The 21,379-nt window shown below is 73.4% G+C and carries 20 protein-coding genes and 1 pseudogene; 11 read left to right on the forward strand and 10 right to left on the reverse strand.

Translation table 11 applies throughout. From position 1 onward, the window contains the following. Positions 1 to 65: 65 nt before the first annotated feature. From ACZ6D7_RS23520 to ACZ6D7_RS23540, 5 genes are all read left to right on the forward strand, one after another. Positions 66 to 1,073: an NADPH:quinone oxidoreductase family protein gene (locus ACZ6D7_RS23520; protein ID WP_469493879.1), complete on the forward strand. Its 1,008-nt coding sequence runs from the start codon at positions 66 to 68 to the stop codon at positions 1,071 to 1,073. Further along, positions 1,070 to 2,257: an acyl-CoA dehydrogenase family protein gene (locus ACZ6D7_RS23525; protein ID WP_469493881.1), complete on the forward strand. Its 1,188-nt coding sequence runs from the start codon at positions 1,070 to 1,072 to the stop codon at positions 2,255 to 2,257. The genes ACZ6D7_RS23520 and ACZ6D7_RS23525 overlap by 4 nt, the downstream gene beginning before the upstream one ends. Further along, complete coding sequence (locus ACZ6D7_RS23530) at positions 2,254 to 3,327, forward strand: acyl-CoA dehydrogenase family protein (protein ID WP_469493884.1); 1,074 nt, start codon at positions 2,254 to 2,256, stop codon at positions 3,325 to 3,327. The genes ACZ6D7_RS23525 and ACZ6D7_RS23530 overlap by 4 nt, the downstream gene beginning before the upstream one ends. Positions 3,328 to 3,497: 170 nt before the next feature. Continuing rightward, entirely contained in the window at positions 3,498 to 4,358 is an 861-nt protein-coding gene (locus ACZ6D7_RS23535; protein ID WP_469493887.1) for a phosphatidylinositol-specific phospholipase C/glycerophosphodiester phosphodiesterase family protein, read from the forward strand. A gap of 104 nt (positions 4,359 to 4,462) precedes the next feature. Further along, complete coding sequence (locus ACZ6D7_RS23540) at positions 4,463 to 4,657, forward strand: hypothetical protein (RefSeq protein ID WP_189940055.1); 195 nt, start codon at positions 4,463 to 4,465, stop codon at positions 4,655 to 4,657. A gap of 43 nt (positions 4,658 to 4,700) precedes the next feature. Here the strand turns inward: ACZ6D7_RS23540 and ACZ6D7_RS23545 are convergent, their stop codons facing one another. Together ACZ6D7_RS23545 and ACZ6D7_RS23550 are read right to left on the reverse strand one after the other, a co-directional pair. Next, the gene (locus tag ACZ6D7_RS23545; protein WP_469493890.1) at positions 4,701 to 5,930 is read right to left on the reverse strand and encodes a phosphodiester glycosidase family protein; all 1,230 of its coding nucleotides are present in this window, start codon (positions 5,928 to 5,930) and stop codon (positions 4,701 to 4,703) included. A 149-nt stretch (positions 5,931 to 6,079) separates the two neighbouring features. Next, positions 6,080 to 7,339: a bifunctional class I SAM-dependent methyltransferase/NUDIX hydrolase gene (locus ACZ6D7_RS23550; protein WP_469493892.1), complete on the reverse strand. Its 1,260-nt coding sequence runs from the start codon at positions 7,337 to 7,339 to the stop codon at positions 6,080 to 6,082. A 225-nt stretch (positions 7,340 to 7,564) separates the two neighbouring features. On the opposite strand from ACZ6D7_RS23550, the gene ACZ6D7_RS23555 reads away from it, so the two are divergent. Next, a complete protein-coding gene (locus ACZ6D7_RS23555; RefSeq protein ID WP_469493898.1) occupies positions 7,565 to 8,923 on the forward strand; it encodes a dihydrolipoyl dehydrogenase family protein in 1,359 nt (452 codons plus the stop codon). Positions 8,924 to 8,948: 25 nt separating this feature from the next. Here ACZ6D7_RS23555 and ACZ6D7_RS23560 read toward each other — a convergent pair whose 3' ends face one another. Next, entirely contained in the window at positions 8,949 to 9,401 is a 453-nt protein-coding gene (locus tag ACZ6D7_RS23560; protein WP_469493901.1) for a carboxymuconolactone decarboxylase family protein, read from the reverse strand. Between the two features lie 344 nt (positions 9,402 to 9,745). Between ACZ6D7_RS23560 and ACZ6D7_RS23565 the strand changes: the two genes are divergently transcribed. Beyond that, the gene (locus ACZ6D7_RS23565; RefSeq protein WP_469493904.1) at positions 9,746 to 9,868 is read left to right on the forward strand and encodes a DUF418 domain-containing protein; all 123 of its coding nucleotides are present in this window, start codon (positions 9,746 to 9,748) and stop codon (positions 9,866 to 9,868) included. Between the two features lie 133 nt (positions 9,869 to 10,001). Here ACZ6D7_RS23565 and ACZ6D7_RS23570 read toward each other — a convergent pair whose 3' ends face one another. From ACZ6D7_RS23570 to ACZ6D7_RS23600, 7 genes are read right to left on the reverse strand one after another with little or no spacing between them, the layout of a single operon-like run. After that, positions 10,002 to 10,748: an SDR family NAD(P)-dependent oxidoreductase gene (locus tag ACZ6D7_RS23570; RefSeq protein ID WP_469493905.1), complete on the reverse strand. Its 747-nt coding sequence runs from the start codon at positions 10,746 to 10,748 to the stop codon at positions 10,002 to 10,004. Further along, positions 10,745 to 11,674 (reverse strand): fumarylacetoacetate hydrolase family protein, encoded by a 930-nt coding sequence (locus ACZ6D7_RS23575; RefSeq protein WP_469493908.1) that lies wholly within the window; start codon positions 11,672 to 11,674, stop codon positions 10,745 to 10,747. The genes ACZ6D7_RS23570 and ACZ6D7_RS23575 overlap by 4 nt, the downstream gene beginning before the upstream one ends. Before the next feature lie 7 nt (positions 11,675 to 11,681). After that, complete coding sequence (locus tag ACZ6D7_RS23580; protein WP_469493911.1) at positions 11,682 to 12,614, reverse strand: VOC family protein; 933 nt, start codon at positions 12,612 to 12,614, stop codon at positions 11,682 to 11,684. Between the two features lie 4 nt (positions 12,615 to 12,618). Further along, positions 12,619 to 13,668: an amidohydrolase family protein gene (locus ACZ6D7_RS23585; protein ID WP_469493913.1), complete on the reverse strand. Its 1,050-nt coding sequence runs from the start codon at positions 13,666 to 13,668 to the stop codon at positions 12,619 to 12,621. Further along, entirely contained in the window at positions 13,665 to 14,789 is a 1,125-nt protein-coding gene (locus ACZ6D7_RS23590; RefSeq protein ID WP_469493916.1) for an FAD-dependent oxidoreductase, read from the reverse strand. The genes ACZ6D7_RS23585 and ACZ6D7_RS23590 overlap by 4 nt, the downstream gene beginning before the upstream one ends. Positions 14,790 to 14,827: 38 nt before the next feature. Next, the gene (locus ACZ6D7_RS23595; RefSeq protein WP_469493919.1) at positions 14,828 to 15,790 is read right to left on the reverse strand and encodes a cyclase family protein; all 963 of its coding nucleotides are present in this window, start codon (positions 15,788 to 15,790) and stop codon (positions 14,828 to 14,830) included. Further along, positions 15,787 to 16,782 carry a fumarylacetoacetate hydrolase family protein gene (locus ACZ6D7_RS23600; protein ID WP_469493922.1) on the reverse strand — a complete coding sequence of 332 codons (996 nt, stop codon included), beginning with the start codon at positions 16,780 to 16,782 and terminating at the stop codon, positions 15,787 to 15,789. Before ACZ6D7_RS23600 ends, ACZ6D7_RS23595 begins: the two co-directional genes overlap by 4 nt. A 133-nt stretch (positions 16,783 to 16,915) precedes the next feature. Between ACZ6D7_RS23600 and ACZ6D7_RS23605 the strand changes: the two genes are divergently transcribed. The 4 genes and pseudogenes from ACZ6D7_RS23605 to ACZ6D7_RS23620 all read left to right on the forward strand — a co-directional run. After that, a complete protein-coding gene (locus ACZ6D7_RS23605; protein ID WP_469493927.1) occupies positions 16,916 to 17,857 on the forward strand; it encodes a LysR family transcriptional regulator in 942 nt (313 codons plus the stop codon). A gap of 228 nt (positions 17,858 to 18,085) precedes the next feature. Continuing rightward, on the forward strand, positions 18,086 to 19,369 hold the full coding sequence (locus ACZ6D7_RS23610; protein ID WP_469493930.1) for an MFS transporter: 1,284 nt from the start codon (positions 18,086 to 18,088) through the stop codon (positions 19,367 to 19,369). Between the two features lie 209 nt (positions 19,370 to 19,578). Continuing rightward, a complete protein-coding gene (locus ACZ6D7_RS23615) occupies positions 19,579 to 20,412 on the forward strand; it encodes a hypothetical protein (protein WP_469493933.1) in 834 nt (277 codons plus the stop codon). Between the two features lie 40 nt (positions 20,413 to 20,452). Next, positions 20,453 to 20,712 (forward strand): annotated as a pseudogene (locus tag ACZ6D7_RS23620) (RNA polymerase sigma factor); the annotation flags it as partial. Positions 20,713 to 21,379: the final 667 nt, after the last annotated feature.

A 21,379-nucleotide genomic window follows, 5' to 3' on the forward strand; every position in this document is an offset into this window, starting at 1 on the left:
CGCTTAGTATGCGATCGACCCGGCAGGAACGCCGGGCGGACGACGCAGTCCCGTGGAGGCTCCGCATGCAGGCATGGCAGGTGCACGAGAACGGCGAGCCGAGCGAGGTGATGCGGCTCGAGGAGGTGGAGCGGCCCACGCCCGGCGACGGCCAGGTCCTGCTCAGAGTGCGCGCCGCGAACGTCAACTTCCCGGACGCGCTGATGTGCCGGGGCCACTACCAGGTCCGGCCGCCGCTGCCGTTCACCCCGGGCGTGGAGATCTGCGGTGAGACCGAGGACGGCCGCCGGGTGATCGCCAACCCGGTCCTGCCGTACGGCGGTTTCGCCGAGTACGCCGTCGCGGACGCCGCCGCACTGCTGCCCGCGCCCGAGGCGCTGGACGACGCCGAGGCCGCCGCCCTGCACATCGGCTACCAGACGGGCTGGTTCGGACTGCACCGGCGGGCCGGGCTCGAAGCCGGCGAGACGCTGCTCGTCCACGCCGCCGCGGGAGGGGTCGGCACCGCGGCCGTGCAGCTCGGCAAGGCCGCCGGGGCCCGGGTCATCGGTGTCGTGGGCGGCGCCGACAAGGCCGCCGTGGCCCGGGAGGCGGGCTGTGACGTGGTGATCGACCGCCGGGCCGAGGACGTCGTCGGCGCCGTGAAGGAGGCCACCGGCGGCCGGGGCGCGGACGTGATCTACGACCCTGTGGGCGGCGACGCCTACACCCAGTCCACGAAGGTCGTCGCCTTCGAGGGCCGGATCGTGGTCGTCGGCTTCGCCAGCGGGACCATCCCCAGCCCCGGGCTGAACCACGCCCTGGTGAAGAACTACTCGATCCTCGGCCTCCACTGGGGCCTGTACAACACCAAGAACCCGAAGCTGGTCCTGCACTGCCACGAGCAGCTCACCGAACTGGCCGCACGCGGCGCGATCCGGCCGGTGGTCAGCGAGCGCGTGCCGCTCGCCGGGGCGGCCGCGGCCGTGCAGCGGGTCGCCGACGGCGTCACCACCGGCCGGATCGCCGTCCTGCCGGCACTGGACAACCCGTCGCCGGAGAACCCGTCGCAGGAGAACGGAGCCGCCGTATGACGATCGACGCCGCCGAACTCGGGCGCCGCACAGCGGAGTTGCTGGCCGCCCACCCGCCCGCCACCACCGACCGCCTCGACTTCCTGAAGGCCCGCTACGACGCCGGCCTGGCCTGGGTGCACTACCCGGAGGGCCTCGGCGGACTCGGCGCGCCGCGCTCCCTCCAGGTCGTCGTGGACGCCGAGCTGGAGGCCGCAGGCGCCCCCGACAACGACCCGCGCCGGATCGGCATCGGCCTCGGCATGGCCGCGCCGACGATCCTGAAGTACGGCACCGAGGAGCAGAAGCAGCGCTATCTGCGGCCCCTGTGGGTGGGGGAGGAGGTCTGGTGCCAGCTGTTCAGCGAGCCGGGCGCCGGCTCCGACCTCGCCGCACTCGGCACCCGGGCCGTCCGGGAGGGCGACGGAGACTGGGTGATCAACGGGCAGAAGGTGTGGACGTCCAGCGCCCATGTCGCCCGCTGGGCCATCCTCATCGCCCGCACCGACCCGGACGTGCCCAAGCACGCCGGCATCACCTACTTCATCTGCGACATGACCGACCCGGGCGTCGAGGTGCGGCCGCTGCGCCAGATCACCGGCGAGGCCGAGTTCAACGAGGTCTTCCTCACCGACGTCCGCATCCCCGACTCCCGCCGCCTCGGCGCGGTCGGCGACGGCTGGCGGGTCGCGCAGACCACCCTCATGAACGAGCGCGTCTCCATCGGCGGCATGCGGCTGCCCCGCGAGGGCGGCATGATCGGCCCGGTCTCCCGGACCTGGCGCGAGCGCCCCGAACTGCGCACCCACGATCTGCACCAGCGGCTGCTGAAGCTGTGGGTCGAGGCCGAGGTCGCCCGCCTCACCGCCGAGCGCCTGCGCCAGCAGCTCGTCGCCGGCCAGCCCGGCTACGAGGGCTCCGGCATGAAGCTCTCCTTCGCCCGCCTCAACCAGGAGATCAGCGGCCTGGAGGTCGAACTCCGCGGCGAGGAGGGCCTGTTGTACGACGACTGGACCATGCGCCGCCCGGACCTGGTGGACTTCACCGGCCGTGACGCCGGCTACCGCTACCTCCGCTCCAAGGGCAACAGCATCGAGGGCGGGACCAGCGAGGTCCTGCTGAACATCGTCGCCGAGCGCGTCCTGGGCCTGCCCGCCGAGCCGCGCACCGACAAGGACGTCGCCTGGAAGGACCTCGCCCGATGACCGACCTGCTGTACTCGGAGGAGGAAGAGGCGCTCCGGTCCGCCGTACGGGATCTGCTGGCCGACCACTGTGACGCGCCCAGTGTCATCGCGCGCACCGAGTCGGACGCCCCGCACGACATCGCGGCCTGGAAGGCGCTCACCGACGGCATGGGCCTCGCGGGGCTGCTGGTGCCCGAGGAACTGGGCGGACAGGGCGCCTCGCACCGGGAGGCCGCCGTCGTCCTGGAGGAACTGGGGCGGGCGGTGGCGCCCGTGCCGTATCTGACGAGCGCGGTCGTGGCCACCGAGGCGCTGCTGGAGTGCGGGGCCGACGACCTGCTCTCCCAGCTGGCCTCGGCGACGACGGTCGGCGCGCTCGCCGTCGGGCTGCACACTGCCCCAGGCGCCGCCTTTGATGCCGTACGACTCGACAACGGAACCCTGCACGGGGAGTTGACCGGCATCGCGGACGCGGCCGTCGCCGACCTGCTGCTGGTGCCCGCGGACGACGGCGGCCTGTACGCGGTGGCCGCCGACACGGTGACGGTCACCCCGCAGGTGTCCCTCGACCTGACCCGCCCCCTCGCGACCGTCACGCTCACCGGCGCCCCCGGCCGCCGGCTCGGCGACGCCGAACCCGCCGTGCGCCGCGCCCTGCGCTCCGGTGCCGGACTGCTCGCCTCCGAGCAACTCGGGCTCGCGGACTGGGCGTTGACGGAGACGGTCCGCTATCTGAAGGACCGCAAGCAGTTCAACCGTCCGGTCGGCGGCTTCCAGGCGCTCAAGCACCGGCTGGCCCAGCTGTGGCTGGAGGTCGTCAGCCTCCGGGCCGCCGCCCGAGCCGCGGCCGACGCGCTCGCCACCGACGACGACGTCGAGGTGGCGGTCGCCGTCGCCCAGGCCTACGCGGCGTCCGTCGCCGTCCGGGCCGCCGAGGAGGCCCTGCAACTGCACGGCGGCCTCGGCATGACCTGGGAGCACCCGGTGCACCTCTGTCTCAAGCGGGCCAAGGCCGACTCGATCGCCTACGGCACGGCCGGCGCCCACCGCGAGGCACTGGCCGAACTGGTCGACCTGCGAGCCCCCTGACCGTCATCCGGTGAAGCCCGCCCCACCTGGGGCGGGCCTTTTCGTGCGCCCGCGCGGAAGGAGTGAACAAGCGACGGCGGTCCGGCCAACTCCTGGCATGTACAGGTTCTTTGGAGGGTGGACAGCCTCATACTCCCTGTGGTCCGACCCGCCCCACAGGGAGGCAGAACATGGCCCTCATCACCCGTCGCAGAGCCCTCACCGCCTTCGGCGCCACGCTCGCCGCCGTGCTCGCACCGCCCGCCGGCAGCGCGTTCGCCGACGGACAGAAGCGCAGCCCCCGCCCGTTGTGGCGCGCCCACGCCCACAACGACTACGAGCACCCCCGCCCCCTCTTCGACGCCCTCGACCACCGCTTCGGCAGTGTCGAGGCCGACATCTTCCTCGTCGACGGCGAACTCCTCGTCGCCCACTCGGTGGATCAGCTCGACCCCACCCGCACCCTGGAGTCCCTCTACCTCGCCCCGCTCGCCGCCCGCGTGAAGGCGAACCGCGGCTCGGTGTACCGGCGGTACCGGCAGCCCCTGCAACTGCTCATCGACATCAAGACCGAGGGCTCCTCCACCTACCTCGAACTCGACCGTCAACTGCGCCGCCACAAGGGCCTGTTCACGACGTACGCGCACGGCCGGGTGCACCCCGGAGCGGTCACCGCCGTCATCTCCGGCGACCGCGCGGCCCGTACGCCCATGCAGGCGCAGACCGTCCGCCGGGCCTTCTACGACGGGCGGCTCGCCGACCTCGGCACCTCCGAGGCCTCCTTCGCCTCGCTGATCAGCGACAACTGGACACTCAACTTCACCTGGCTCGGCGTGGGTGCCTTCCCCGACGCGGAGCGGCAGAAGCTGCGCACGATCGTCACCACGGCCCATGAGCGCGGGCAGAAGGTGCGGTTCTGGGCCACCCCGGATCTCCCCGGTCCCGCCCGCGACGCCCTCTGGGCGGAACTCCTGGCGGCCGGCGTCGACCACCTCAACACCGACGACCTGGCCGGCCTGGAGGCCTTCCTCGACGCTCACAGGTCGGCGTAGACACCACTCGTTCGGCGGACAGGTCAGCCGCACGGACGAACCCTCTGTTACGCCACACTTGCGGCCGAACGCCGCGAAAGCGGACGTGGCGGAGGAGGTTGACGATGGCCGTTTCCATTTCCGTGGTGCTGTTGCTGCTGATCCTGGCGGTGATCTTCCTGCGCAACGGCGGACTGAAGATCTCGCACGCACTGGTCTGTCTGCTGCTCGGCTTCTTCCTGGCCGGCACCAGCATGGCCCCCACCATCCACAGTGGTCTCACGGCGACCGCCGACATCGTCGGCAGCCTGCGACCGTGAGGCCGCGCTGTCACCGGCACGGGCCGGTGACCCCGGGGGGCGGTCACTGCGTGAAGACCCCGATGCCGTTCGGCACGGCACGCTCGATGCCGCCGGACGGGTGGTTGCGGACCGTCACCCGGGTGGCGCCCGACGGACGGGCCACCAGGGTCGTCGAGCCGCCGCCGTCCAGGTTGAAGCCCTCGGTGGCGCCGAGACTCCTGAGCGCGGCGGCCACCTCGGCGACCGTCAGGCCCTTGCGGTACGCGGCCGCGCCGTCCAGCGCGAACAGGAACACGCGCTTGCCGCCGCTGCCGATGCCCACGGCCGTCCGCACCGCCGAGATCCGCGTGTCCAGCCCGGACAGCGCCTTGCCGCCCACCAGGACCGGGTAGCCGCCGACCGCGAAGCGGTACGCCGCCGTCGACGCGGAGTACAGCCCGTACCGCACCGACACCCGCTCACCCACCTTGAGCTGCTTCAGGCGCGCCGCGCCCGCCTCCCGGCCGACGAGGACCGTGGTGCCCGCGGCGATGGCGCCGCTGCCGGGCGTGGCCGACGTCGACACGACCCGGCCCCTCGTGAGCGTCACCTCGTAGGTGCTGGTGCTGCACGGGGCGGCCCGGCTGGTGTCCGAGCCGCAGGTGGCCCGCTTGCGCGAGACGCGGCCCCAGTCCGAGGTGAACGCGCCGATGGAGTTCTCCGGCAGCGCGTACTGGTTGAGCCCGCCCAGCGTCAGCCGCCGCCCGAAAACGTTCACCGTGCCGCTGAGCGACAGACTGTCCACCCGGGCCCGCCCGGCGGTGTCCACGCCGACCACGGCCCTGGTGTTCGTGCCCGGCGGCAGCGCGGGCCCGAACCGCTGGCTGTCCGGGACGGCGCCCTTGAGCACCTTCCCGTTCGCGATCGCCGGACCCACGCTCGCCCCGGTCGCCGCGACGCCGGGGTGCTGGGCCTCCGAGATGTTGAAGAAGTCGGCGTTGATGCCGGCGACGGCCTTCTGACCGTCGGCCAGCGAGGAGACGGTGGCGTCGGCCGCGACCGCCCCCGGGTACAACAGCCCGAGCCGCACCCGCGTGTTGGCGAGGTCGACGCTCAGCACGTGCGCGTGCGCCACCCCGCCGGCCGCCGGCAGGTCGTACTGCCGGTACGTCACCCCCGCCGCCACGGTGGTCCAGCCCGCGGCGCCCGCCGGCGTGGCTCCCGCGAGGGCTCCGGCGGCGAGCGTCCCGAGCGCCGTCAGCAGCGTCAGCGACGTTCTGCGCGCCCCGGACCGGTTCTGATGCAGTGTCACGGACCCCCCTGATCAATTTCGGCCGCAACTTTCTCATGGCCCGAGGGAACGTCCGCCACCGGTCCGGCCGGGAACTCCACGCGGACGAGTGACGGAACATCACGAACACGGGTGTCTTCGTCCGCCGTCCGGACACGTGTGCCCCTCGCTCACCGGCGGGCGCCGGGACCGGGCGACGGCTCGGCGGTCGCGTACGGCGTGAAGTGGGCCGGGGCATGGTCGATCGGCAGGTCCGGGCGCCAGGCCGTCAGGGACTGGGCGCTGCACACGAACAGCGACGGCGGCAGCCGGTCCAGGGCGTACCAGCGCCAGTCGCCGACGCTCTCGCCCGGCTGCTCGGCCGGTTCGCCCCGCCACCGGCTGACCACGGCGCCGACGGTCACCCGGACCACCCCCTCGGCCCGGTCGAGGAGCGTGCCCAGCAGCCGTACGTCCGAGAGATCGGCGTACAGCCCGGTCTCCTCGCGCAGTTCCCGTACGACCGTCTCCTCCAGCGACTCGCCGGGCTCCACCGTGCCGCCGGGCAGTTCCCAGGTTCCCCGGCGGTGCCGGCCCAGGAGCAACCCCCGCGGGCCGTGCAGGATCGCGCCGACACCGAGCGCGGCGTGGGCGACGGGCGGGAGCGCGGTGCGCGGGCGGGCGGAGACGCGCGCCGGGCGCCGGACCCGGAAGACGCGGTAGGACGCCCGGTTGGCGGGGTCGGGTGCGGTCACCGTCTCGATGTGCTCGACGCGCAGGCCGTGGTCGGTGAGGAGTTCCGTCCACCTCTCGGGGGTGAGCACCCACATCCGGACCGTCGTCCCGCCGCCGCCCGCGAACCGGAGGGTCTCGGGGCGGGCGCGCGTGTCGGACGTGGGCCCGTCCCCGCGGGAGTTGGTGTGCAGCACGGAGAAGCACAGCATCCCGCCCGGGACCAGGCCGGTCGCCAGGGCGGGCAGCAGCCGGCGGGGATCGACGTACGGAACCGCGTTCACGGCACAGATCACGTCGTACGGCTCGGAGGCGCGCAGGTGTTCGACGGCGTCAGCGTGGACGAGCCGCAGCCCGGGCAGCGTGCCGTACCGGGCGCGGGCGCGCTCGATCTGGGCCGGCGCGGAGTCGACGGCGTCCACGGTGGCGCCGTGCGTCCGCACGAGGCGGGCGGCGTGCCGGGCCGTACCGCAGCCGAGGTCCAGGACGCGCCGCCCTTTCAGCTCCCCGAGGAACGCCTCGTCCGGCCCCGCGCCCGGGAACCCCCAGTCGATCCGCTCCGCCTCCGCCAGGACCGTGCCGCGTCGCAGGTGATGGGCCGCGTAGGCCTGCCAGGCGGTGGCGTTGACGGACTCGGGCGCGTCGGGGCAGTCCGGGCTGTCGGGGTTCTCGAAGTCCTCGGGGTTCTCGGGGTTCTCGGCGGCGAGGGGGTGGGGCATGGGCGGACCTCCGGGGTGTCGCGGGGCGGGCTGGGCGATTCTTACCGGGGCCGGGGGCGGGCAATCGTGGGGGACGGGCGAGTGGTCCGGCGGCGTGTCGTGCGCTGTGGGGCCGGGGTCCGTGCGCTCACGGACACGGGCGGAGCCGCTCGCGGACCTAGCGTCGGTGTCCGGCGGCCGGTCGGACGGCCGGGCGCGCGAACGCGGTACGAGAGAGGCACGGGCATGGACGAACAGGTGGACGTGGTCGTCGTCGGCCTGGGACCGGGGGGCGAGCATGTCGCGGGCACACTGGCCGAGGCCGGTCTGGACGTGGTGGGCGTGGAGGCGGAACTCGTCGGCGGGGAGTGCCCGTACTGGGGCTGTGTGCCCAGCAAGATGATGATCCGGGCCGCGAACCTGCTGGCCGAGGCGCGGCGGGCGCCCGCTCTCGCGGGCGGTACGGCCGTGACGCCGGACTGGACCAGGGTTGCCGACCGCATCCGCCGCGAGGCCACCGACGACTGGAACGACCAGGTGGCCGTGGAGCGCCTGGAGGGCAAGGGCGGCCGGCTGGTCCGAGGCCGTGGACGGCTCGCCGGACCGCGCCGGGTGGCGGTCGGCGACCGGGTCCTCGAGGCGCGCCGGGGTGTCGTCCTCGCCACCGGTGGCCGACCCCGGATCCCGCCGGTGGAGGGCCTCGCCGGGACGCCGTACTGGACGAACCGGGACGCGATGGCCGCCAAGGAGCCGCCGGCGTCGCTGATCGTCCTCGGCGGGGGCGCGGTGGGCGTCGAAGTGGCCCAGGTCTTCGCCCGGTTCACCTCCCGGGTCACCCTGGTGGAGGGCGGGGAACGGCTGCTGGCGCAGGAGGAGCCGGAGGCGGGCGAACTGGCGGAACGCGCGCTGCTCGCGGACGGGGTGGCGGTCCTGACGGGCGTCCGCGCCCGTCATGTCACCCACGACGGTGTGGAGTTCACCGTCGCCGTCGACAGCGGCGAGGTGCTGCGGGCGGAGCGGCTGCTGGTCGCCACCGGCCGGTACGCCGATCTCGGCGGCCTCGGCCTGGACACGGTCGGCCTGGACCCCGCGGGCCGCTCGGTGCCGACGGACGGCCACCAGCGGGCGGCGGACGGACTGTGGGCGGTGGGTGACATCACCGGGCGGGGGGCGTTCACGCACGTCTCCATGTACCAGGCGCAGATCGCCGTCCGCGACATCCTCGGGGAGCCGGGTCCTGAGGCCGACTACCGTGCGCTGCCCCGCGTGACCTTCACCGACCCCGAGATCGCGGCCGTGGGCCTCACCGAGCGCCAGGCCCGCGAACAGGGCCTGCGCATCCGTACGGCGGTGCTGCCGTTGTCCGCCTCGACCCGGGGCTGGATCCACGGGCCGGGCGGCGAGGGCTTCCTCAAACTGGTCGAGGACGCCGACCGGGGCGTCCTGGTCGGCGCGACCTCGGCGGGCCCGGCCGGCGGGGAGCTGCTGTACGGGCTGAACGTGGCCGTCCACGCGGAGGTCCCGGTGGAGCGGCTGCGGCACATGATCTACACGTACCCCACGTTCCACCGGGCGATGGAACCGGCGCTGGGGGCGCTGGGCTGAGGGCCCGACCGCGGACCCCGCCGCCCTAGTGCACGGGGTGCTTGCTCAGTACGGAGACGCGGTTGAAGGCGTTGATGGTGATCGCCACCCAGATCACGGCCGAGATCTGGTCGTCGGTGAGAGCGGCCTCCCGGGCGGTGGCGTAGGCGGCTTCCTGCGCGGCCGCGTCGGAGGGGGCGGTGGTGGCCTCCGCCAGCGCCAGGGCCGCGCGCTCCAGCGGGGTGAAGAGGTCGGTGTCCCGCCAGGCCGCCAGCACTCCGAGCCGCCGGGTGGTCTCGCCCGCGCGCAGGGCGGCCTTGGTGTGCACGTCGAGGCAGAACGCGCAGTCGTTGAGCTGCGAGACGCGCAGATTGACCAGCTCCACGACGGTGCGCTCCAGGCCGGCCTCGGCGGCGGTCGCGCGCACGGCCTCGGATGTCTGGACCAGCGCGTGGTAGGCCTTGGGGCTCTGCTTGTCGATGAAGATCCGTCGAGTCATAGTTGAATATCCAACCACTGGAGAGGGGGTCGCAGGGGGTCACGCATGAGCACGGTGGAGGCCCACACCCCGCGTGACGTGCCGCTGGGCGGCCCCCGGCGATGACCGTACGCTGTACGCCGCCGCAGCGTACGCCCGGCCTCATCGGGGCGCGGCGAGCTGATCGGCGTTCGGCCGGTCGAGGCTCTCAGGCACCCCCGTCGGCCGGGATCCGCAGCCCCACCTCGTAGCCGCCGCCCGGGGCCGGCCCGGACTCGAAGCCGCCGCCCAGGAGTTCGGCGCGTTCCCTGATCGTCGGCATCCACTTCCTCGGCATCGAACAACTCCCGGGATCCACCCTCCACATGCTGCTCGGCTTCCTCGCGGCCGTGAACCTGTTCGCCACCCTCTGGTCGCGCTTCTCCCGGCGCGGCCCCCTGGAATGGCTCCTCGGCAAGGCGACCAGGCCCGCCGAACTGATCCGCTGAGCGGTGTCACCAGCCTGAGCGGCCGTCAGCCGCACCACCCGCTGGACGAACACGCCCGGCATGTGCACCTCGTCCGGGTTCAATACACCCGCCGGGGTGCAGAAGGCGGGGGCCACTGTGCCGTCGAGCCGCCTCACGGCGTCTCCGCGCGCAACGCGTCCGAGACGGACTTGACGCCGCCGTGCGCGGTGAGGCCGCCGTCGACCGGGATCTCCGCGCCGGTGATGAACGAGGCGTCGTCGGACAGCAGGAACACGACGAGCGGGGCGACCTCGGCGGCCGTGCCGGTGCGGCCGAGCGGGGTCTCGCGGAGGTTCGCGTCCCGGAAGGCGGGCGCCGCGGAGGCGGTCATCTCGGTCTCGATGAAGCCGGGGTGGACGGTGTTCACGCGGATGCCGCGCGGGCCCAGCTCCGTGGCAGCGGCCTTCGACAGGCCGCGCAGGGCCCACTTGCTGGCCGTGTAGGCGACCGGGTAGTGGCCGGTGAGCGCGGCGGACGAGCCGACGTTCACGACGGACGAGCCGGGCGGCATGAGCGGCGCCAGGTGCTGGATGCCGAGCAGCGGGCCGGTGACGTTGACCGCGTGGACGCGGGCGAGGTCGTCGGGCCGTACGGCGTCGAGGCGGGCGCGCCAGGTGATGCCCGCGTTGTTGACCAGGCCGTCCACCCGGCCGTACGACTCCCGCAGCTCCGCGGCCAGTCGGGCCCAGTCCCGCTCGCTCGTGACGTCGAGGCGGCGGCAGCCGCCCTCGGGCGCCACGTCGGTGGCGATGACACGGGCGCCCGCACGGGTCAGGGCCTCGGCCTCGGCGGCGCCCTGGCCGCGCGCGGCGCCGGTGACCACCACGACCTTGCCGGCGAGCTGTCCGGCGGCGCTCACGGCCGCTCCCTGGTCCGGCGGCGGGCGGCCGGCAGCGGCACCGGATCGGCGCCCGCGACCACGGTGTTGGACACCGTGCCGATGCCCTCGACGGTGAGGGTGACGGTGTCGCCGGGCTTCAGCGGCGGCGGGGCCCCTTCGCCCCGCACGCCCCACAGCTCCGCCAGACAGCCGCCGTTGCCGCAGGTGCCCGAGCCGAGGACGTCGCCGGGGCGGACCACCGTGCCGCGCGAGGCGTAGGCGACCATCTCCTCGAAGGTCCAGCTCATGTTGGACAGGAGATCCCTGCCGACGACCTCACCGTTCACCGAGGCGGTCAGCCCGAGCCGCAGGAAGCCCTCGGCGTCCCGGTACGGCTCCAGCTCGTCGGCGGTGACCAGGTACGGCCCCAGGGTGGCGGCCGTGTCCTTGCCCTTGCACGGGCCGAGGCGGACCTGCATCTCACGGGACTGCAGATCGCGCGCGGACCAGTCGTTCAGGATCGTGTAGCCGACGATGTGCTCGCGGGCCTGCTCCGGGGTGAGGTCCCGGCCCGCACGCCCGACGACCGCGGCGACCTCCAGCTCGAAGTCCAGGACGCGCGAGCCCGGGGGCACGGGGACGTCGTCGTACGGCCCGATCACCGCGTACGGGTTGGTGAAGTAGAAGGTCGGGGCCTCGTACCAGGCCTGCGGCACCCCGCCCACGCCGTCCACGGACCGCCGTACGCCTTCGACGTGTTCCTCGAAGGTGACGAAGTCGCGGATGGTCGGCGGCCGCAGCGGGGCCAGCAGCCGCACCTCGGCGAGCGGCACAGCGGGACCGGCCGGAGGGACGCCGTGGGCCGCGTCGAGCGGTCCTGCCCCGTCCGGCAGGGGACGTACGACCTCGTCCTCGACGAGCCCGCACCACCGGCGGCCCCGGTGTTCGTAGGTGGCTATGCGCATCGGGGCCTCACACCGGCGGTGCGACGAACACGCCGCGGTCGACGTCGTTGAACGACTCCTTGGCGACCAGCTCGTTCATCGCGTTCGCGGTGCCCCACTGGTCGGAGACCTCGGGCCGGGAGAAGTCGTAGACGTGCGGGTGCCAGGTGTCCTCGTCGAGGACCTCCAGCTCCGTCGTGTACTCGACCGTGTTGCCCTGCGGGTCCAGGAAGTAGGTGAAGGTGTTGTCACCCGCCAGGTGCCGCCCCGGCCCCCAGAGCTTGCGGGCCCCGGAGCGGATCACCCGGCCCGAACCGCGCATGTACTCGTCGAGGCCGCGCAGCTCGAAGGAGATGTGGTGCAGGGCGGTGTGCGGGCCCTGGGCGATGGCCATGGAGTGGTGCTGGTTGCTGATCCGCATGAAGTGCATCGCCTCGCCCATCCTCGGGTGCATGAGGGTGTCGGAGAGGCGGAAGCCGAGGTGGCGCTCGTACCACTCCCGGGTCCGGTTGAGATCGGGGGAGTTGAGGACGACGTGCGACAGCTTGACCGGGATCGACTCCTTCTCCTCGATCCGGCGGTGCCGGCGTACCTCGACGTCCGCCGAGACCTCGACGGTGCGGCCGTCGACGTCGAAGAAGCGGAAGCCGTAGCCGCCGCCGGGGGTGTCGACCCTGCCCGGCCGGGAGATCAACTCGACCCCTCCCGCGAGGAGTTCCTCGGCGAGCGTGTCCACGTCGGCCGCACGCGCGGCCCCGTACGAGACGAGGTCGAGGCGCTTCTCGGCGGCCTTCCGCAGCCGCACGACGTACTGCTCGGGCGAGCCCTCGGCGGCCAGGAAGGAGATGCCGGAGTCCTCGGCGACCTTCGTCAGACCCCAGACGCCGGAGTAGAAGTCGAGCTGCTTGTCGTAGTCGGGCACGGCGAGGTCGACGTGCCGCAGATGGGTGAGCAGACGCATGCGATCAGTCCTTGAGGAGGAGGGCGGCGGCGTTGCCGCCCCGTACGGCGTGGAAGTCGGCGTCGGGCAGCCGCGCCGCCCGCAGCCGGCCCACGGGGTCGTCGGTACCCATGTCGAAGGGGAAGTCGGAGCCGAGCAGCACCCGGTCGGGGCCGGCGGCACGGACCAGCGCCCGGAGCACGTGGGGGTCGTGGACCAGGGAGTCGAAGTACAGGCGCCGCAGATAGCTGCTCGGTGGGTGGGCGCAGCCCGCCCCGGCGTCGGAGCGCGTCGACCAGGCGTGATCGGAGCGGCCGATGTGCGTGGGCAGATAGCCGCCGCCGTGCGCGGCGATCAGCTTCAGCCCGGGGTGGCGGTCCAGGACGCCGGAGAAGATGAGATGGGACAGCGCGACGGCGTTCTCGGCCGGCTGCCCGACGGTGTTGGACAGGTACCACCGGTCCAGGCGCTCGTCGAGCGTGCAGCCGAACGGATGCAGGAAGAGGACGGCGCCCGTCTCCTCGGCCCGGGACCACAGGGGTTCGTAGGCGGGGTCCGACAGCTCGCGGCCGGGGGCGTGCGAGGAGATCTCGACGCCCTTCAGGCCCAGCCGCAGCGCATGGTCGAGCAACTCGACGGCGAGGTCGGGGTGTTGGAGCGGCACCAGGCCGAGTCCGACGAGCCGGTCGGGGGCCTTCGCGCAGTGCGCGGCGGTGGCCTCGGCGGCCGACCGGCAGACCCGCTCGGCCAGTTCGGGCCCGGCCCAGTAGTGGTAGTGCGACGGCGACGGGCTGACCAGCTGGACGTCCACGCCCTGCGCGTCCATCGCGGCCAGCCGCACCGACACGTCGGTCAGCCTCGGGACGCGCTCGCGCACCATGGGACCGCTGACGGCCAGCGAGGCGGGACCGTTGCGCCGGGCCTCCAGCGCCCTGGCCTCGGCCAGCCCGGGATGGCCGGCCACGAGGGCCTCGACCTCGGGCAGCAGGACGTGCGCGTGCACGTCGACAGTCGGGGAGGGGCGCGCGTCAGCGCTCCATGAGGGGCGGTGGTCGGGCGACGGGTGGGCCGTCATGGCAGGTCCTTCAGAACCGTCATGGTGGCGCCGATCAGCCCGGGCACGTCACCGCGCACGCCGTCCAGCTGCCACTGCCCGATCCGCACGGAGGCTGCCACGACCGTCCGGACCCGGTCGATCCGCCGCTCGTAGTAGCGCGTGAGCAGCTCCTCGTCCCACACGGCCGCACCGGTCAGCAACTGGGCCAGCACCCAGGCGTCCTCCAGGGCCATGGCCGCGCCCTGCGCCATCGTGGGCGGGCAGCAGTGGGCGGCGTCCCCGACGAGCACGACCCGGCCCCGGTGCCACGACCCCTCGACCAGCATCCGGTCGAACCAGGTGTAGTTCACCTGCGCCGGGTCGGTGATCGACTCGCGGATCTCGTCCCAGACCCCGCCGTAGCCCTCGGCGAGCCGGCGCATCTCCCGCGCGTAGGACTCGGGCGGGATCCCGGCACGGTCGCGGCAGGGCTCCACCAGATAGGCGTAGAGGGTGTTCTCGCCGGTGGGCGTGTAGCCGGCGATGTAGCAGGGCCCGCCGTGGGCGAGGTCGCTGCGCTCCACACCGGCCGGGCGGGGGGCCGGGACCCGCCAGATGGCCATACCGGTCGGCTCGGGCTTGTCGTCGATGCCGATGGCGGCGCGGGTCGCGGAGTTCAGGCCGTCGGCGGCCACGACGAGGTCGTAGCGCCCCTCGGTGCCGTCGCCGAAGCGGACGGCCACACCGGTCTCGTCCTGCGTGAGGATCTCGGCGGTGGTGCCGAGCCGGACGCGCGCGCCGGACGCCCGGACGGCGTCGGTGAGGATGCGCTGGAGCACCGGGCGTTGCATGCCCAGGGTGGCCGGCAGGTCCTCCCCGCCGGTGCGGATGTCCTCGCTGACGTGCAGCACGGTGCCGTCGGGCGCGGTCAGCCCCAGGGAGTCGAACCCGAAGCCCTGCGTGCGGATCTCGTCCCACACGCCGATCTCGCGCAGCACGCGCAGGGCGTTGCCCTGCAGGGTGATGCCGGAGCCACGCACGTTCCAGTCCGGCTCGACCTCGACCAGGTCCACGGCGATGCCCGCCCGCCGCAGCAGGACGGTCATGGCGTTGCCGGAGGTGCCTCCTCCGACGACCAGGACGGTTCTCTCTCTTGCCATGGCCGACTCCTTCGCGGGGCAGTGGATGTGACGGTCGGTCACTTGACGGCGACCGGGTTGACGGGGGAGCCGACGGCTCCGGTGATGGGCAGGGGTGCGGCGGTGAGCCAGAACGCGTACACGCCGTCGTGCGCGCAGTCCTCCGCGAGCGCGTCGGGGTCCCACATCTCGCCGATGAGCAGCCCGATGTGGGGGATGGCGACCTGGTGCAGCGGCTGGAAGGCGTGGTCGAACTCGTTGGGCCGTACCTCGAAGCCCCAGGTGTCGGTGGCGATCGCGGCGATCTCGGTGCGGTGCAGCCAGCCGGCCGCGGTGAAGGACAGGCCGGGGGAGTCGCCGCCCGCGTAGTCGCCCCAGCCCTCGCGGCGGGCGCGGGCCAGCCGTCCGGTCCGTACGACGACGATGTCGCCGCGTCCCACACTCACCCCGTGGGCCTCGGCGGTCGCCGTCAGATGCTCCTCGGTGACGGCGAAACCGTCGGGCAGCTCGCCGTCCCGGCCGACGACCCGGCCCACGTCCAGGAGGACGCCCCGGCCGGCGACGTACGGCGCCATGTGCTCGATGCCGGTGACGAGGTCGCCGTCGGAGGTGACGACCCGCTCCGCGCGCCGCCCGTTCCAGGCGTTCCCGTGGTCGAAGATGTGCCCGAGCCCGTCCCACTGCGTGGAGCACTGCAACGGCATCGCGATCACGTCGTCGGCGCCGCCGATGCCGTGCGGGAAGCCCTGGTTGCCCAGCGCTGCGTCCGTGCCGGTGTCCAGCATGGTGTGGACGGGGTTGGTGCGGCGCCGCCAGCCCTTCTGCGGGCCGTTCATGTCGAAGCGCTGCGAGAGCGAGAAGCTGGCGCCGCGCCGCACGAGCGCGGCTCCCTCTCGGCGCTTGGCCTCGTCGAGGTAGTTGAGGGTGCCGAGCACGTCGTCCTCGCCCCAGCGGCCCCAGTTGGAGTACCGCCCGGCGGCCTCGGCGATCGCCCGCTCCGGGTCGTGCCGGTCGAGCGTCATGACGCCTCCGCGACACAGCGGGTGCGCTGGGCGCCCAGCCCGGTGATGGAGCCGTCCATGACGTCGCCGTCGCGCAGCAGCCGCCCCCAGTGCATGCCGTTGCCGGCCGGGGAACCCGTCAACACCAGGTCACCGGGCAGGAGTCGGGCGGTCTGGGAGGCGTACGACACGATCCGCGCGATGCCGAAGATCATGTCCTGGGTGGACTCGTCCTGCATGGTCTCGCCGTTCAGCTTCAAGGTGACCCGCAGGTCGCCCGGGTCGGCGATCGACTCCGCCGGCACGATCCATGGGCCGAGCGGGGTGAACCCGGGCGCGTTCTTGCTGCGCAGCCAGTCGGTGCCGATGGCCTTCATGTCCCGGCGGAAGACGGTGGCACGGTCGGTGAGGTCGTTGGCGATCGTGTACCCGGCTACATGGTCCAGCGCCTCCTCGGCCGTCACCCGATGGGCGGGGCGGGAGATCACCGCCGCCAACTCCAGCTCCCAGTCCGGCTGTTCGGCCCAGGCGGGCAGCGCGACATCGTCGTAGGGCCCGGTGACCGCGCTCGGCAGACCGGTGAACACGTACGGCAGGTCCTCGGCCGCCCGCCGGTCCATGACGGCGGCGATCTCCGCCCGCGCCTCCTCGGCCGTGCGCGGATCGTCGGGCGACCGGTGGGCGACCTCCAGGTCGATCACGTGCTGCCGGTAGTTGGCGCCGGACTGGAAGACCTGACGGGGCTCGACGGGCGCGTGCACCCGCAGGCCGTCGAGGGGCTGCCAGTCGCCGGTGGTGTCGTCCGCCGCGAGGGCTCGCAGACGGGGCAGCAGCTCGTCCCAGCGTTCGAGGATCCCCCGGGTCGTCGAGGCGGGGTCGCCGAGGGCCGTGCGAAGGTTCAGCACGCGCACCCCCTCGATCGCGAGAGCGGGGAAAAGAGCCTGGTCGGACGAGGAGAGGGTGCCGAGCGCGAAGGGTCCGGAGAAGGACGCGAGCGAGGCTGCGGGTTTCACGGGAATGTCCTCCTGATTGCGGTGGGACTAATCTGGCCCCGCTTCTCGTAATCTGAGAAATAGATTCTTCGGATGTTGATCATCTGTCGTGTGGATGCCGCTGCCTCAGGGGCGGTCTCGTTCTGGAGGCGTTGTGTACCTGTCCGGCCTCGATCTGAATCTCGTCCTGTCCCTGCGGGCGCTGCTGGAGGAACGCAACGTCACCCGGGCCGGACAGCGCATCGGGCTCAGCCAGCCCGCGATGAGCGCGGCCCTGGCCCGTCTGCGCCGCCACTTCGACGACGAACTGCTCTCCCGGGTCGGTGGACAGTACGAACTGACCGCCCTCGGCCGAGCCCTCCTCGACCGCACCGCCACCGCCTGTGACCTGCTGGAACGGGTGTTCAGCAGCAGGGCCGACTTCGTTCCCGGCAGCGAGGAGCACGAGTTCACCCTGCTCGCCTCCGACTACGCCGTCGCCGTGTTCGGCGCCGAACTCGCCCGGACCGTGCACGCCGAGGCTCCCGGGGTGCGGCTGCGCTTCCTGCGGCCCCCGACCGATGTGACGGAGGAGACCGCGACGCTGCTCAGCACGGCTGACGGGCTGCTGATGCCGCACGGCGTCATCAGCGGGTTCCCGACCGTCGAGCTGTTCACCGACCGCTGGGTCTTCCTCGTCGCCGAGACCAACGACGAGGTCGGCGACCGGCTGACCATGGACGACCTGGCCCGGCTGCCCTGGGTCATCTACCAGCGCACGTACGACGCGCCGGCCGCCCGGCAGCTGAGCATGCTCGGCGTCGACCCCCGCGTCGAGGTCTCCGTCGACAGCTTCCAGGCACTGCCCTTCCTGGTCGCCGGCACCCGCCGGATCGCCCTGGTGCAGCAGCGGCTGGCCGAGCGGCTGAGCGGGGTGGCCGCCGTACGCGTCATGGAGGCGCCCTACGAGGCGGTGCCTCTCCAGGAGGCGCTGTGGTGGCACCCCGTCCACACCCACGACGCGGCCCACATCTGGCTGCGCGAGACGGCCGCCCGCGTGGGAGCGGAGCTGACCACGGGGCGCCACGCGTCCGGGCCGGCGGAATCCAGGACGTGAATGATCGGCATCCGGGATCCCGATCGGACGGGGGCTGGGCAGGCCCTGCCCGGTGGCCCATAGTCGTCACCACCCGGCGCCGGAGCCGCACCGACCACCGTCGCCGGGACCGCGCGGGCGCCCGGCGAGCCGGCCCTGCGCGACGCGCGGCGGTCATCGGCGATCCACGCTCCGAGCCCGCCCCACGTTCTGATCCTCCCTTCCCGACCCGCCAGGTGGAGTTCCCGCATGCCCGCTCCCGCTCCCGTGCCCCCGCTCCCGTCCCCGCCGCCCGCCGCCGAGGACGCCCCGTCCGGGCAGACAGTGTCCGGTCCCGGCCACCGGCTGCGCATCACGCTGCTGATGGCCGGCAGCTGTCTGCCCATCCTGGGCGCCGTGCTGATCGCTCCCGTCCTGCCGCAGATGAAGGACCACTTCGCCGACGTACCGGGCGTCGACGCGCTGGTGCCGATGGCCCTGACCGTCCCGGCCCTGTCCCTGGCACTGCTGGCCCCCTTCGCCGGTGTCGTCGTCGACCGGCTCGGCCGTAAACGCCTGCTGGTGATCGCCACCGTGCTCTACGCCGTCCTCGGCACCGCCCCGCTGTGGCTGGACTCCCTCGGCGCCATCGTCGCCAGCCGGGCCCTCGTCGGTGTCGTCGAAGCCGCCATCATGACCTGCTGCACCACGCTGATCGGCGACTACTACTCCGGCCGGCAACGCGACCGCTACCTCGCCCTGCAGACGATGTGCGCCTCGATCTCCGCGACGGCCTTCTTCGTCCTGGGCGGCGCGGCCGGGTCGGCCGGCTGGCGCACACCGTTCTGGGCGTACGCCGTGAGCCTGCTGCTCGCCCCCGCCCTGGCCGCCTTCCTCCCCAGGCCCCGGCCGGCCGCCCGTACGCACGAGCCGTCCCCCGCCGGCCCGGAGCCGGTGAAGCGGCCCTTCCCCTGGCGGCCACTGGCCGGGACGTGCGCGCTGACCGTCTTCGGCGCCGTCCTCTTCTACACCGTTCAGGTGGAGATGGCCTTCCTGCTGGACGACATGGGTGTGACCGACTCCGGCACGATCGGGCTGGCCATCGCCGCCTCCAGCGTCGCGACCGTGCTCGGCGCCGGCGTCTTCACCAGGCTCGGCCGCAGCCCGGCCGCCTGGATGCCCGTCGTCTTCACCCTCTGCGCCCTCGGCTTCGCGGTGATCTGGATCGCCCCCAACCCCGTCGTCCTGACCGTCGGCGCCGTGATCAACTGCTTCGGCGGCGGCGTCATGCTGCCGAGCCTGCTCACCCTCGCCATGTCCAGGCTGGAGTACGCCGACCGCGGTCGTGGCACCGGCCTGTGGACGGGGTCCTTCTTCATCGGCCAGTTCATCTGCCCGCTCGTCGTGCTCGCGCTCACCTCCGCCACGGGCGGCCTGGCGGGTGCCATGGGCGTCCTCGCGGTCGCCGGTGCGCTCGCCGCGGCCGGCCTCGGCCTCGGCGCCCGCCGCCGACCGGTGGTCGCACCGGAACCGATCGAGCAGCCGGCGGGCTGAACCGCCTCTTCGCTCGGGACGGATGGAGGCCGAAGGGCTCGCGGCCACCACGTCACCGCTCGTGCGTCCGGGCGAGCGTGATGTCCATGTCGCTCGACGGTGGCGAGTCCCACACTACGGGCGGGGACGGCGGGGACGGCGGGGCAGCCGGATCCGGCCCGCTGCTAAACCGATGTCCCCGCACCCGCCCCGCGTCCTACCCTCGGCGCGTGGACTCCGTGCTGCTCGCCTGCGTCGTGGTGCCCGTCACAGCCCTGCTGTACGGGTCGCTCGGCCTGCGCCGGTGGCGCGACGCGCGGTGGCACCGGGCGGCGGCCGAGCGGTGCGCCGCGCACGCGGACGACCCGTACTTCACCGCCGCCGACCGCTGGTGGCCCGAGGACGACATCCAGGCCTGTGCCGCACGGCTGGTGCTCGACGGGCTGGTCACCGTCAACCACCGCGGCAACCTGAGCCTCACGGCGGCCGGCGCCGACCCCGTGCAGAGCGCGGGGCACCCGCTGCCGGACGCCCTGCTCACCACCCTGCGCCGGCGTACCGCCTCCGCCGCCCTGGGCAACATCATGGTCCACGACACCGCCCTCCGTACCGCTCGGGCGGAGTTCCACGCGGCGGTCCGCGCCCGGCTGGAGCAGCGGCTGCCACGCCGGCCGCCCGCTCCCGGCTGCCTGGCGATCTCGGGCTTCCTGCTGCTCGTCGCGCAGATGGCGTTCACGACGGCCGCGCTGTTCGACCGTCTGCCCCACGGAGCCCTGGACTGGACGGTGTCCGCCGCCATCGGCCTGGCACTGCTCGCGCAGTTCCGCTGGCTCGAACTGTCCGGACCACACGACGACATGGCGGCCGTGCGCGATCCGCTCGCCGCATGGCTGGACCGGGCGGGCCCCCACCCGGCACTCACCGAACTGGCCGCGCGGGACCCGGAATCCGCCGCCCGGCTCCGGATCAGCCGGACGCGTCTGCGCCGCGGCCGCAACCGGGGCCGGCCACGGCGCCGCCGTACCGGCCTCCCAGCTGATCCGAGCGACCTGGCGCTCCCGTAGTACGGTCGCGCACGACGGCAGTCGTTGGAAGAGGACCCCCATGAGCCGGTACTCGGGCGAAGCCGCGCGCGTCGAGGACGCGGTGCTCACGCGAGCCGCGCAGGCCGGCGAGGTGACTGCCCTCGGCCTGCTGCTGGAGCGGCACCGGGCGGGTATGCGCGCGGTGGCGCTGAGCATTCCGGGGCCGGGTCCCGACGTCGACGACGCGTCCAGGACGCGGCCGTGACCGCGCTCAGCCGCGTGGGCGACGTCCGCGACCCGGCGGCCGTGGGCGCGTGGCTGCGGATGATCGTCCGCAACCGGCCCGAGCCGGACAGCACACGGTAGGTGTACGTCGCGCACCACATGAGCCCCTCGTCCATGGTCTCCCGGAGGTCGTCCCACTGGCCGCTGGTGTAGGCGTCGTTCCCCAGGAGGAAGAGCGCCTCGATCGCCGAGGTGATGGCACCGCCGTCGCGGCCGTCGTCGACGACGCGCCGCAACGCGCCGCGGCAGCCCGGCAGCCGGTCGACATAGGCGGCGGCGACGGCGATCCGGATGATGCGGGCGGGATCGGTCTCCTGGTGGAGACCGGAGATGAGCCCGTCGAGGGTGTCCAGCACGGGCAGGGCCGCGTGGGCCGGATCGCCGAAGGCGCCCCGGAGCACCGGCAGCAGGGGATCCGAGGAGCGCGACGGACGGCGCTTCACGGCCCTGTCGAAGGGGCCCCGCGCGGCCCCGCACGCTGCCCCCTCGGACGCCGACTCTGCCCCGTCGTACCTTCTCGGTGGGGTGGGGGCGGCGGTAGACCGGAAGGCAACGGCTACAGAGAGATCCAGCATGCGTGCGCACCGCCCCGCGAGGAAGCCCGGTTCCGGGGGGGGGGGGGGGGGGGGGGGGGGGGGGGGGGGGGGGGGGGGGGGGGGGGGGGGGTGTGGGCGTTTTCCCTTCTGAGTGGTTTTTCTACCTCCCGCCAGTCGCGAGAAAC

The sequence above is a fragment of the Streptomyces sp. NPDC041784 genome (assembly GCF_055591025.1).

Coding starts and splice junctions, on each gene's coding strand:
- ACZ6D7_RS23520 (WP_469493879.1), top strand. CDS start 66: ATGCAGGCATGGCAGGTGCACGAGAACGGCGAGCCGAGCGAGGTGATG.
- ACZ6D7_RS23525 (WP_469493881.1), top strand. CDS start 1,070: ATGACGATCGACGCCGCCGAACTCGGGCGCCGCACAGCGGAGTTGCTG.
- ACZ6D7_RS23530 (WP_469493884.1), top strand. CDS start 2,254: ATGACCGACCTGCTGTACTCGGAGGAGGAAGAGGCGCTCCGGTCCGCC.
- ACZ6D7_RS23535 (WP_469493887.1), top strand. CDS start 3,498: ATGGCCCTCATCACCCGTCGCAGAGCCCTCACCGCCTTCGGCGCCACG.
- ACZ6D7_RS23540 (WP_189940055.1), top strand. CDS start 4,463: ATGGCCGTTTCCATTTCCGTGGTGCTGTTGCTGCTGATCCTGGCGGTG.
- ACZ6D7_RS23550 (WP_469493892.1), bottom strand. CDS start 7,339: ATGCCCCACCCCCTCGCCGCCGAGAACCCCGAGAACCCCGAGGACTTC.
- ACZ6D7_RS23555 (WP_469493898.1), top strand. CDS start 7,565: ATGGACGAACAGGTGGACGTGGTCGTCGTCGGCCTGGGACCGGGGGGC.
- ACZ6D7_RS23560 (WP_469493901.1), bottom strand. CDS start 9,401: ATGACTCGACGGATCTTCATCGACAAGCAGAGCCCCAAGGCCTACCAC.
- ACZ6D7_RS23565 (WP_469493904.1), top strand. CDS start 9,746: ATGCTGCTCGGCTTCCTCGCGGCCGTGAACCTGTTCGCCACCCTCTGG.
- ACZ6D7_RS23575 (WP_469493908.1), bottom strand. CDS start 11,674: ATGCGCATAGCCACCTACGAACACCGGGGCCGCCGGTGGTGCGGGCTC.
- ACZ6D7_RS23580 (WP_469493911.1), bottom strand. CDS start 12,614: ATGCGTCTGCTCACCCATCTGCGGCACGTCGACCTCGCCGTGCCCGAC.
- ACZ6D7_RS23585 (WP_469493913.1), bottom strand. CDS start 13,668: ATGACGGCCCACCCGTCGCCCGACCACCGCCCCTCATGGAGCGCTGAC.
- ACZ6D7_RS23590 (WP_469493916.1), bottom strand. CDS start 14,789: ATGGCAAGAGAGAGAACCGTCCTGGTCGTCGGAGGAGGCACCTCCGGC.
- ACZ6D7_RS23595 (WP_469493919.1), bottom strand. CDS start 15,790: ATGACGCTCGACCGGCACGACCCGGAGCGGGCGATCGCCGAGGCCGCC.
- ACZ6D7_RS23610 (WP_469493930.1), top strand. CDS start 18,086: ATGCCCGCTCCCGCTCCCGTGCCCCCGCTCCCGTCCCCGCCGCCCGCC.